This window comes from Bifidobacterium sp. N5G01, assembly GCF_002742425.1.
In the GTDB taxonomy this organism is placed as follows: domain Bacteria; phylum Actinomycetota; class Actinomycetes; order Actinomycetales; family Bifidobacteriaceae; genus Bifidobacterium; species Bifidobacterium hominis.
In genome coordinates, this window is record NZ_NJNP01000006.1 from 88,579 (window position 1) to 101,315 (window position 12,737).

Annotated in this window: 7 protein-coding genes, 1 tRNA gene and 2 rRNA genes; 2 read left to right on the forward strand and 8 right to left on the reverse strand. The window is 50.6% G+C overall.

Features of this window, described 5'->3' with window-relative positions:
- Positions 1-27: 27 nt before the first annotated feature.
- The 4 genes from CE168_RS08615 to CE168_RS08630 all read right to left on the reverse strand — a co-directional run bounded on the left by CE168_RS08615 (position 28) and on the right by CE168_RS08630 (position 7,427).
- Complete coding sequence (locus CE168_RS08615) at positions 28-1,716, reverse strand: DUF6020 family protein (RefSeq protein WP_143433425.1); 1,689 nt, start codon at positions 1,714-1,716, stop codon at positions 28-30.
- Positions 1,717-1,792: 76 nt separating this feature from the next.
- Positions 1,793-3,391, reverse strand: coding sequence for an NAD(P)/FAD-dependent oxidoreductase (locus CE168_RS08620; protein WP_229067291.1), 1,599 nt, complete (start codon positions 3,389-3,391; stop codon positions 1,793-1,795).
- A 79-nt stretch (positions 3,392-3,470) separates the two neighbouring features.
- Complete coding sequence (locus CE168_RS08625; protein ID WP_099571990.1) at positions 3,471-5,810, reverse strand: GH25 family lysozyme; 2,340 nt, start codon at positions 5,808-5,810, stop codon at positions 3,471-3,473.
- A 231-nt stretch (positions 5,811-6,041) separates the two neighbouring features.
- Entirely contained in the window at positions 6,042-7,427 is a 1,386-nt protein-coding gene (locus CE168_RS08630) for an ATP-binding protein (protein ID WP_236824378.1), read from the reverse strand.
- 302 nt (positions 7,428-7,729) lie between these two features.
- Here CE168_RS08630 and CE168_RS08635 point away from each other — a divergent pair, with 302 nt between their 5' ends.
- Together CE168_RS08635 and CE168_RS08640 are read left to right on the forward strand one after the other, a co-directional pair.
- Complete coding sequence (locus tag CE168_RS08635; protein ID WP_099571991.1) at positions 7,730-8,437, forward strand: hypothetical protein; 708 nt, start codon at positions 7,730-7,732, stop codon at positions 8,435-8,437.
- Between the two features lie 433 nt (positions 8,438-8,870).
- Complete coding sequence (locus tag CE168_RS08640; protein WP_180753766.1) at positions 8,871-10,568, forward strand: sialate O-acetylesterase; 1,698 nt, start codon at positions 8,871-8,873, stop codon at positions 10,566-10,568.
- Positions 10,569-10,686: 118 nt separating this feature from the next.
- Here CE168_RS08640 and CE168_RS08645 read toward each other — a convergent pair whose 3' ends face one another.
- From CE168_RS08645 to CE168_RS08670, 4 genes are all read right to left on the reverse strand, one after another.
- A complete protein-coding gene (locus tag CE168_RS08645) occupies positions 10,687-11,049 on the reverse strand; it encodes a hypothetical protein (RefSeq protein WP_099571992.1) in 363 nt (120 codons plus the stop codon).
- 232 nt (positions 11,050-11,281) lie between these two features.
- Positions 11,282-11,369: transfer RNA gene (locus CE168_RS08650), tRNA-Ser, on the reverse strand.
- A gap of 820 nt (positions 11,370-12,189) precedes the next feature.
- Positions 12,190-12,307: ribosomal RNA gene (rrf, locus tag CE168_RS08665) — 5S ribosomal RNA — on the reverse strand.
- A 200-nt stretch (positions 12,308-12,507) separates the two neighbouring features.
- Positions 12,508-12,737, reverse strand: a 23S ribosomal RNA gene (locus tag CE168_RS08670); the annotation flags it as partial.

The window sequence follows — 12,737 nt, forward strand, 5'->3', positions numbered from 1 at the left end:
TCTGCTCGACACAATCAAATATAGACCTTACTTTCCACTACCGTTTTCCAACCTATTAAAGGGCATACACGCGGAAATAATCAAAAGTACTGGTGCCGAAAAAACTAGAGGAAGAGCATATCTTGCGCTCTCATTCACGGGAGACAACAGACATACGCAGAAAACCAGAACACAAGGAACCATTGCAATCAATAGCTTATAATTGCGCTTAAAGCAAGCTAAACATATAGCAAGACACCCAATCCAAAAATATGTTCCTGGTTTTACAATCAGATTTACGACCGGGATTTTATACAGCTTCGCAAATGACTGCAAGAATTTCTCACGCAGATTTTCCGTTTCCCCTAAATATGTCGGATACAATTCTTCATCCGGAACACCCATATACTGTTTCCACCCACTAACTGTCTGAGAATTCATCCATTGGAAACTGTCATATACAGAGCCTTGTCCAATACTTGCCCTACATGGGTAGAAGAAACCAAATGTTCCAGAAAATGTCGCCGACAGATAGGTATCTGGATGTATAGCAAGATGACGGCCCCATACCTTCAGAAATGCTCTCAACGAAAAATCTTTTCTGAAAAGAACTTTCACAGGATCAACGAGTTCGGGCGAATATTTAGCACCAAGATCACTCCATAGCGCATCATCTACAAGCATCTCGTTTAACTTTTTCTTTTCATCAGCCGTAAACGAAGATGGATTATCCCGAACCTCCCTCGAAATCTGCTGAACAGGAATCGTTAACATTTCAATACGACTCCCCTTCTGCGGATTAATCAATGCCGAGCTCATCAATGACGCAACAGCAACGACACCAACCAAGCCCACGGAAAGAAAAGTGTATAATTTCTTTTTATCTTTCACCTGGACAAAAGAAACAAGAGCGGCACATGCAATCGCAATAATCAAACCCTCATTGCGGAAGACACTCATCACCATAAAGGCACAAGAAAAGAGGACGACAAACGTCCTTTCATTTATCACTTTCTTGTCACCGATCACTTCCACGAGTAAAACCGTCATCACCGCAATCGCGGCAGCATAAGGTACATCTTTTAAAACAGACAATGAGTACAGCGGGAAAAGCGGGTTCAGCGCGGAAAAACCAACAAGCACACACCACAAGCAAAAGACTCGATTGATCCCCTCTTCACCTCCTGCAACAAGCAGACGCTGATATACAAACCATGCTATAAACGCTAGAACAGCGGAAACAAGCAGTACTTGAATACTCGTGTAGATAAAGAACTGGAAATTTGCTCCCAACGGTTTCCCAATTGAAAATAAAGCACCAATAACAAGAGTTGCCAAGACAGGGTGCTGAGAATTATATGAAGTATAGCCATAAAACTGCGACAGCTGCCAGAGACTATCATAAAACCCTAGTCCCGGCGCAAATAACGCATAATAAGGAATCCAAGCAACAATAATCAGTACCCAAGCAGAAAAAAATGGGTGACGTACTTTCCTGCAGTTCTTCGACAATTCCGATTCTTTAGGCACGCTCATACGAGAAAGAACCGCGTACATAATCCCAAATGCTATTAACGAGATAACGCAGAATGAGATAAACGATTTACAACTATCAAAAAACTGAAAACTATGCGTTTTAGAAAAAGAGTATCCTAATACCATTAAAAAGGAGAACAGTAAAGAAAAAAGACTTGAAAAAATCATTTTCCTTCGGAAACTAACAACATGTTTTTCCAAAATTTTCTCATTTCATTCTCTCTTAAAATAGAGTGGCGCATAGAGGTACATCACCCACTATGCGCCACTCTATTTTTTACTTCTCTTCGTGATACTCTTTGTCGGTATTCACATTCCAGACGTTCTTTTTATCTCCACGACCACTCTTGATGTTATCGACTGCTTCAAAAGCAGTAGCCATGGAATGATCCATATTGTTGTAGCGGTGTTGGCCATTACGTCCAACGCAATACAGGTTTCCGAAGGAATCCAGCCACTTCACCAGATCATCGATCTGATACCAGGTATCAAAGTAAGCAGGATATGCCTTCTTCACACGTTCACGATGAGAATCCTGAATATCGTTCTTTGATGCGATAATTCCCATCTTCACAAGCTCATCAGCCGCGAAATCAATGCACTCCTGATCTGTCATTTCCCAGAAAGCATCGCCTTCATTGCAGAAATACTCCAGACCAATCCAGACCTTGTTGTCGACATCCTGAACCAGATACGGACTCCAGTTGTTGAACACCTGAATACGTCCAACCTTCACGCTGGTATCCTGTACATAAATCCAGCAGTCCGGAACGATTTGCGGATTGCCCAAGGTCGGAATATCCGTTTCATTCTTGAGATTCAGGTGATCAACAAGGAAACCAACCGTCACGAAATCACGATACGGAAGACCATCGGCAATCTTCTTCATATCCGACGGAACCGGCTTCGTAGCCTGGTCTCCCGCTGCAATGGAATCAACCAGATCCTTCACAGGCATGGAGGAAATAAACTCATCACCCACAAGAGTCTGCTCATGCCCTTCGCTATCGCGATAAACAACAGAAGCGATCTTTCCTTCGGCCGTTTCGTTGATCTTCACGACTTCAGCATGCTTAATAATATGCGCACCGAACTCTTCATCATGCTTAGCGACGGTTTCCCACAGCTGGCCCGGACCGAACTTCGGATACCAGAACTCTTCAATCAATGAGGTCTCACCCTCGCCAGCCTTCTTTTCTTTGCCAACAAGCTTGCCCCAAGCATCCTTAAGCACCGCCATAATGCTGATGCCCTTCACACGCTGCGAGCCCCAATCAGCGGAAATAACAGACGGGTGACGGCCCCAAAGCTTCTCCGTATATCCTTCGAAGAACATTCCGTAGAGGGCTTTACCAAAACGATTGATATAGAAGTTTTCCAGATTATCTTCCGGAAGCTTATGAATAAGGGACTTCAGGTAGGAGAAACCCACTTTCATGGTCTGAATGAAGCCCATATTCTTCAGGGTCTGCGGTTTCAGGCTCACAGGGTAATCGAAGAACTTGCCATGCCAGTAAATACGGGAAACACGGTGACGCTTCAGCATCACTTCGTCTATTTTCTCCGGATCAGGGCCGCCAGGCTCCATGTCATGAGCACGATTCAGCTTCTTGTCGTCGTAAGACGGAGCACCCTGCAGAGGAAGAATGGTCTTCCACCAATTCATCACACGGTCATCCTTCGAGAAGAAGCGATGACCACCGATATCCATACGATTCCCGTTGTGGCGCACAGTACGGGAAATACCGCCAAACTCGCCGGAAGCTTCAAGAACAGTGACATCATACTGCTCGGAGCCGTTATCCTTAAGAAGCTCGTAAGCCGCAGTCAAGCCAGCGGGACCGCCGCCGATAATTACAATGGATTTTTTAGCCATTATGAAATTCCTTACCTGCATAAAGCTGGTATCAATTCTTTACGGGAACAAACTCTACTACAGAGTCGAAACACCATTTCTAATGTGCGTAAATCGACCCTTTCTGGAAATCTTGTCTCCAGATCGAGCCCAAGTTACGTTCCTCCGAAACCGGTCCTCCAAGTTTCGAGAAACCACCCTTAGCGTAGTACTCTTTTCGCAGATTCAGCATCACGATGTACTTCTCGGAAGCCCCGTTACGGGTCCACACATCACCGTTCTCGCAACGCTGGCGCCAATACCCGTTGCCCATGTTCTCCTCGTTCGCCACAGGCGCGCCCAACCAGGAGAAACCACGATGCTGGTTCCACGAATCACGCAGATCGAACTTGATCACGAAACGATAATTCGTGCCGTCCTTGCTCCACACATCGCCATACTGGAAACGCTGGCGCCACCAGCCACGGCCCATGCTCTCCTCATCCGCCACGGGACCACCCAACGACGAATACCCGCCATTCTTATAGAAAGAATCACGCAGATTCAGCATCACGATGTACTTCTCGGAAGCCCCGTTACGGGTCCACACATCACCGTTCTCGCAACGCTGGCGCCAATACCCGTTGCCCATGTTCTCCTCGTTCGCCACAGGCGCGCCCAACCAGGAGAAACCACGATGCTGGTTCCACGAATCACGCAGATCGAACTTGATCACGAAACGATAATTCGTGCCGTCCTTGCTCCACACATCGCCATACTGGAAACGCTGGCGCCACCAGCCACGGCCCATGCTCTCCTCATCCGCCACGGGACCACCCAACGACGAATACCCGCCATTCTTATAGAAAGAATCACGCAAGTTGTACAGAACAATGCGGCTCTCTTTCGTTCCGCGAGACCAGATATCGCCATTCTGGAAACGTTGATATTTCCAATCATTCGACAACTTCTTCTCGTCTTCGATCGGATACCCCAAGACGCCATGCTCATAATTACGACGAGCCCATTCCTTGCGTATTGCACCAGTCGTATAGTGCGCACCGGTTGACGGAGTCCAGGAAATCGCACCATTTTCGAAATTCTGATAGCAGTTCACCCTACCCTGAGTCCAATCGCAAACTTCATTCGCAATTGGTTTGCCAATAACGCTTTTCTCCGCGCCAATCGAGCGCCACTCAACTCCCATATTGCCCTTAACTTCATAGGAAGTTGCGCTATTGCTACTCCCGCCATTCACATACTCCTTATTCCCAAACGCATTCATATCCACATTGCCGCTGATGCCGTCCACCTTGCCGGAGCTGGTGTATTGCCATCCGCGACTGTTGGTCGGGAATGAGTCGAATCCCATGCGAGCGCCATACTGCGCCACCCACGTGGTTTTGGCGTAAATGTCGGCATGTTTCAGCGGCCCTTGCAGGTAGCTGGTGTACGAGTAGACGCCCAGGTTCTTGTATCCGGCGGACTGCAGCGCGCTATACCAATTGTTGACGATATTGTTGTACACGTTCGGATCGGTGGGCGGCTTGTGGCCTTCCCAGGTCCACTTTTCCAGGTCGTAGTACACGGGGTACGCCAGATCGCTCGGATTCACGCCAAACTGTTTGAGTTTGGCGACCACGTCGGCACCTTCTTCTTTGGCGAGCGCCGGCGTGTCCGCGTAGGAATACCAGTAGATGCCGAACGGGATGCCAAGTCTCTTGCATTCGCTGATGTTACGTTGCGCTTTCTTGTCGGCATTGTTGCCTTCGCCGTAGCCGAGGCGGATGATCACGCCTTCCACGCCGTCGGCTTTCGCTTTGGCCCAGTCGATGTCGCCTTGCCATCCGGAAACGTCGATCACGCCTTTGGCTTGCTGCACGAACAGGTTGTTCTGGTAATCAAAGAAGGCTTTCGAATTGTTGTAGGTGCCCCAGTGCGCGCCGTATTCATTGCTTTCGAATTTGGAGAGCTGTACGTTCACGTCGGCTACAGCATTTTTGACATCTTCCGCACTTACCGGAATGAAGGATTCGCCGTTAGTTTTGGCGAGCGGATCCGGCTGCTGATCCTGCGTACCGACCAGCGTCGCATCGGTTACGGTTTCGCCGGTTTCAATATTCTTGACCTCACCTTCGGGGGTGACGGCCAGGTCTTCCGAAACCACGGTGGCATCGTCGGAAATCTCGTCACTGACGTTATCCGGAAGTTTCGCATTCGGATTGTCGGGCATGCTGTCTTGCGATTGCTGGTCGCCCGTCTGATCATCCGACTGATCGTCAGACTGCACAACAACGCCATTTTGCGCAGAATTGGTACCGCCTTGCACTGCATTGCGTGCAACAGAATCCTCAATCGCAATATCCTGCAATGCGTAAGCCGGCGCAACCGCAACGGAAGCAGTCAACGCAACCGCAGACAGCGCAGTCACGATCTTCACAACATGATGTGGCGAAACCATTCGTCAGCCTCTCTTGAATAAAGTCATCAACCCCAAATATTCGGCGCAAACGCCCTAACCGTCAACTCTAACTGCAACCCACAACCCCGTCCATCCCCAACTCCAAAATCATCCCGGTCCCCACATCTCACGCATTACACACTGATAAGAATCGACTAGCTCGTTAGAGACATCCGACATGACATCATCCATTTCCATATCTCCTTTCCAGCATTCTCGCTGACCTTCCCATCACGCTTCGTAGAGGGACCATTTCCAGGAGGGGAGTACGTGGATCGTGCCAGTGGAATCGGGAAGTTCAATGGTTTCTTCCTCGTTAAGCGTGAGAATCAGGCCAGAATCAACGTTGGTACGTTGCATAACCGCTTGCAGAGAGCCGATTTCTCGCGCCCTGGTTTTCTCATTTCCCATATTGGCACACACTTGAATAAGCCCATACGGTTCCGTAGCAAGAGCATCGCCGATAAGAAAGTCAACTTTCTCCTGTTTGGACGTCGGCATAGTGTACGAAGTGATTGTTTCCGTACGCCTGCCGGAAGTTCGTCTCTGCAGTTCGCAGAAAATTGCAGTTTCCAGTCGTTTTCCAATATCTTGCTGGTTGGCGCGTGACACCGCGTAAACCATACCCTGATCGACGGCATACATTTTCGGCACCGCAGTACTACCCGGCTTGAGCATGGTGGAATACTCCTCAAGCTGATACACCAGAAATGCCTGCTTGAACAGCTCGAGTAACGTATTCGCCTTATCCCAATAGATTTTCCAGCCGACCGCTCGCAACGTTTCCACAAGACCATTGGTAGACAGCTCGCAGGCCGTATTGCGCAGCAAAAACAGCGCTATCTGCGTGGCGAGAGTAATGTTTTCACGACCAAGACGCTCGGCAACGTCACGCGCAACCACGTCCCGCACGTAACCTTGGAGCGTTTCAATACGATCAGCTTCAACCATACGTTGCACTGCAGGGAAGCCACCAATAGTCAAATAATCGTTGTATGCGGCTTCAAATCTAGTAATCTCTCGCGGAGAAAACACGGCATCGGCAAGAGTACTGCCTTTTGAAGGCGTTTCGATTCCTCGAAAGTCGCAGAATTCTCGGAAAGACAGTGGCATCATGGCATGCGGATGCGATCTTCCTCGGAAATTCGTTGCGATTTCCTCGCTGGACAGTTTCGAAGACGATCCAGTAATGACTAGCGTCACAGCTTCATGTTCGGCTATGCGCTGGCAGAATCCCTGCCAATTGGCGCATTCTTGCACTTCGTCAAGGAACAGATAGCAGCCATGGTCACGAGAGTCAGGATATTGCCGCCAGTATTCCGTAACAATATCGTTGAGCACGGTGTCTTGCATTGGTTGCAAACGATCGTCAGCGAAGTTGAAATAGAAAATATCATTACGCGAGACGCCGTTTTGTAACAAATCATGAATTTTCTGGAAAAGATAGAACGTTTTGCCGCAACGTCGGATGCCAGTGATGATGTGCACAGCATTGAACACTGCTGGCTGCGGCAGCTCGTGTATGATTTCGATGCGGCGTGACGGCGTAGGAATGTCAAACTGCATGGACTCACGAACCAGCATGGCATACGATTCATGTGGATTATCCGGCACCATAAGTTCTTCCTTTCGCCGTCCATTGCGAAACACCCAACAATCCCAGCATAACACTTCTCAAAAATTTTAATAAGTTTCCACCAACACTTATCAAAATTTTTAGGAAGTTCCAACAAGCTTTCGAAAGTCGAAAGAATTACAAAAGCATTAACCTCTACAACACGGAAGCGATGCATCGGGGAAGGACGGGTATCGTACGCTGTATATTGGCATTTCAGGTGGACGCTCGGCGCGGTCAGCATTGATCGGACGGGGAGCTGTCACCGGGGAGTACAGAATAGTAGGCAGATTCTGGAGGGGTTATGGCACGGCATGGCAAGAAGCCAAGCGAGGAAAGCACCTCGCCACGCGCACCGAGAACACTTGCCGGAAGCGCAACGACCAACACTTCTGCCGACAGCACTGACGCCGCTGCCAGCGGTATCGCAGTCAACAGCTCGACCGCCAACAGAACATTTGACAGCAAATCCTGCCAGCCGCAAGACCTGTTCGACGCAGCCATAGCGCAAGGCGTCAGCGACGGTGACGCTTGGATGAACCAGCACGTAAAGCGCATCTACCGCCAGATCATTATCACCGTGGTCGTCGTGGTCGTCGTTCTGGGCGCGATCTTCGGATTCACAGGCGTGCGTGCCTCGCAGCAAATGCGCGGTCTGGCCGCGCTGAACGACTGCAAGGAAGCCGTTACAGCCATGAACACCTCCTATTCGAAGGCGTTCCAGCTGAAAGCAAAGATCTCCGAAGCATTCACCAGCCTCGATGAGTCCTACGATCTCGACAAGCTTGCCGAACTGCACCAGACGGAAGTTACCGCGCCGAAAACGCTGAGCTGCGCAGCAGACACTTCCGCTACCATCAGCAAAGCCAACGCCGCAAAAGCCGAGTACGACAAACAGGCCAAGCAGTTCAAGCAGGCTTTGCAGAAGAGCGACGAGTCCGAGGCCACCGATGACGGTGACGGCGCTGATGGAACGAACGGAGCCGCAGCCACGGACGGCGCTGCCGACTAATCCGACGCGACCGACGCAACCGACGCTGGACGATTAATTCCTCCAGTAAATCAGTTGATCGCAACGCGACCAATCAAACCGGCCATCAGCCTTACCGCTTTATCATCAGCCTTACCGCTTTACGTTTCTCCCGACTCTCTTTCGCGTTATTTCACACACTCAACGTTTCTTTTGATCCTAAGATCAAAAGAAAGGCAAACGGCAGACAAAAGAAGAAACGCTGAAATTCCGCCATTCTCAAGACTTCGTAAACGCAACAAGCGTTGACGGCCCAAAAGAAAACCGCCCCTCAGTCAAATGATCGGCAAAAACGACTCCGACGATACAACAGGCAAACAACGATCGGATGACCATATTCGTGCGTATCGTAGCAAAAATGGCTAGGCTACGACATGCAGACATGCTTTAACCACGTCATGCGGAAGGGGCTGCTTTGAACAGGAAACGACTGGCACGCGTGATTATTGCCGCCGTAGTGACCATGGCGATACTTGTGGCGATCATCGTTGGCTGCGGACCGAAATGGGGCGACGGTTCAGCGAATTCCAACGCCGGTAACGTCAGCAGCTCGAACAGTTCCGGCGACTCCAGCTCCTCCAGCACAAGCGACGATTCGTCCGCAAACTATGCGACCCGCGCATCGGTACAACTCCCCTCCTACTACATGGAGAACATGGTTTTCCAACGTGGAAAAACGCTGGTAATCAAAGGAACTGCGCAGACTTCACAACGTGGAAAAACCGTTAACCCAACACAGCTGGTCACAACGATTTCCCAAGGAAAGAAATCATCATCAGCACAAGCAAAAATTTCCAAAAACGGTGATTTCACTTGCACTTTACCTAAGCAGAAAACAAGTCTTAAGCCATATTCATTAACGATTTCGTACAACGAAACCACTTTGTTGACTCTGAAAAACGTGTATGTAGGCGATGTATTTGTTGCTGCTGGACAGTCGAATATGGAATTGAATTATTCGCAATACTACGAGGGTTCAGGCAATGCCTATAATTTCGGCGGTGGTTTGGTAACGACCGACGATTTGCCGAAGCAGCTTTCCGACAAAAACGTGCATTTCGTGGCGAGCGCCAATTCCTCGAAAGGTACTGATTTTCCGTTACGCGATGTGAACGAGCAGGCCGATTCCTGGCTTGAGGCAACCACCGACAATTCGCAGCATTTCAGCTATTTGGCACAGCAGTTCGCCATGCAGCTTCGCGCCGCGCATCCGAATGTTCCCGTCGGTATTATTCAAACCGCATGGGGCGGTACGCCGATTCGAAACCATGTGAAGGGCGGCGATATTTACGCGAACCATATTGCGCCTTTGGAGGGCTTCCATGTGGCGGGCGTGCTGTGGTATCAGGGGTGCGATGATTCCATGAACGAGGCGACCGCATTGGCATACGAATCTCAGATGACGTCGCTGATCAACCAGTATCGTGCAGTGTTCGACCAGGATGATCTGCCGTTCCTGTATGTGCAGTTGGCGCGTTGGCCTGGCTATCAGTACACTCAGAACGTGCGATTCGCACAGTTGAGCACGTTAAACAACGTCGGATTGCACAATACTTCCAACGTTGCAATGACAGTGTCGCTAGATACGGACAAGGGCACTTCAACGTTGATACATCCGCTTGGCAAGGATATTCTTGGCGCGCGCATGGCCGCGCAGTATCTGGCAATGTCGGAGGGCGAAACCATTCCCAACGGACCTCTTATCGCACATGCGAAGCACGCTTCCGACGGTACGGTCGTATTGTCGTTCCAAAAGGGCACCGCAACTGGTTTGCAGGCGGAAAAACCCAATTATTCGAAGACTGCGAGCGCGACCGTACCTGACTACACAGCCAATTCGAACGCGACGCCTTTGGATGGTATTGCTAATGTTGCAACACCGACTTCCGAATCATTGCAAGGTTTTGAAATTGCTGACACTTCCGGAAAATGGGGTTCGGCAGCGGCTGCAATCAAGGGTGATCAGATTGTGCTGAGTGCCGCTGGTGGAAGTTCGAATCTTAATGCAGTAACTCAAGTGCGTTATTGGTGGAGCGGAAATCCGGCTATTTCCAGTCTGCTGTACAACGATCTTGGATTGCCGGCAAGCCCATTTATTGCGATTGTTGAGTAGGTCGGCCAACTGATAGTCGGGGCATTATCCGGCGGTAATGACTAATCGATAAAGCGGACTGTAGTTAGGTTGAAATCAGGCCTGTTTTATCAAATTTAAGTCGAAGCAATGTCGACGGTCAGTCGACGTAGTGCGGGGCGCTGGATGCTATGCGGGGCGTAACGCCGTTATTGCCGTTGTCTTCGTTATTACCGTCCGCAGTGGAATCTTGCGATTTACGAAGCGATCCCGCAGCCAATGAACGTATGGATCGAACGGAGCGACCAAGCTGCGACTGCCTTTCCTGCACGTCCGACTGGATTGCAGGAAACGCACCGGTCACAGGACGAATACGCCCAGTCGCCGTGGGAATGAAGCTTGGCGGCAACACTTGCGTAGTGATGGCGCTCGGAGATGATGCATGATAACGAGCCATCGAAGCCAGAGAATCGCGGGTATCGAGTTCACGCTGAATATCTAGCTCATCGTCGGATTCAACCATCGCCGCCCTCCTTCTTTTCCGGCAATCTCCACCGGTAATCTCTCTCCACTGGTAACGGTCACCGTTCTGAGCGTAATGCAAGGCGGCATGCCACTGCGAACGAAATCAGCGATATGCGCAACTCCCCCACTGTTTCGCAACTTCTTCGTCGCACATCTACACAACAGACCATTGGGGGAATCACCGTTTTTCGGTATAAAAAAAGGCTTCCGGAATCATCCGGAAGCCCTACTGGCGGAGAATACGAGATTCGAACTCGTGAGGCTGTTACACCAACACGCTTTCCAAGCGTGCGCCATAGACCACTAGGCGAATTCTCCAATTATGCAACATCTCACAGTGTCTATCCGTGAAACGCAACTTAATTAGAATACAACAGTTTCTCCTAAAACCCAAATCGGCGTGTCGCAACGTCTCAAATCACCCACCCGCTGGAGGAATCTGCCTACATGCGGACTTCCCGCGTACCGGATCCCCCACCCCCTGGGACAATTCACCTGCCAACTCACCTCTCAGCGTCCCAAATCTTCCACTCACTGGATGAATCCACCCGCTGCCAAGCCTCTCACAGTCCGGATTCCTCCAGCCGCTGGAGGAATCGGTACGTTGACAGGCCTTCCGGCGTCCAGATTCATCCAGTGAGTGGATGAATCTGGACGTACATACGCCCCCTTACTGTCCGGTTTCATCCAGCGGATGGAGGAAATGGGACGTTTACGTGTCATGTAGTTAGTGTTTGGACACGGAAGCGCGTAGGTGGCGAGCATGGCGCATGCCATCACGATTGGGAGGAACACAAAGCCCCGGTGCGCATCCGATTGGGTGGCAGTCACGAATTGTGTGTCTCCGGCCGAACCGTGCCCAGCCTGCGCAACCATCAGCATGCCGATTTTGCTTTTCGGAGACTATTCAAGAATGATATTGAACATCAGCGGCAGTGCGACTCCCGTTCCCGTGCCTTGCAGAATTCGCGCGGTCATCAACGCATAGGAAAGTTCAATGTGTAGGCCGCCATCACACAGCCGGTGATACAAAGTACGATTACAGTAAGGAAGAGTGCGCAACTTGAGTTTGCGTTTGAAAGATAAAAAAAAACGGGGGTTCCCGGAGCGTCACGCTCGACGGGAACCCCGACGTTGAATGCGGCGGCGTGCTACTCTCCCACACCCTCTCGAGTGCAGTACCATCGCCGCGACCAGGCCTTAGCTTCCGGGTTCGGAAAGGGACCGGGCGTCTCACCTGGGCCATGACCACCGCAAAACCAATGTAACGGCCAACCACAAGGATCGGCCGGCAACGGAACCGACCACGATTCCGATCGTGGCGGTCCGGGAACCGGACAACGGACGCAAGCAAAACGCCTTACCAGTATCGTCGTCGTGACCACAAGAAACAGCATTCCTTGCCATCCAACGAGAAACCACCACAGGACGAGACCCAACCCAACAGGGATTGGAAAGATGTGCCGCGATCGCCCGTTAGTACCGGTCGGCTCCACCCCTCGCAAGGCTTCCACCTCCGGCCTATCGAACACGTGTTCCACATGCGGGCTACAGGCACCGAAGTGCCAAGGAATCCTAATCTTGGAGCAGGCTTCCCGCTTAGATGCTTTCAGCGGTTATCCCTCCCGAACGTAGCCAACCGGCCATGCCGCTGGCGCGACAACCGGCATACCAGAGGTCCGTCCA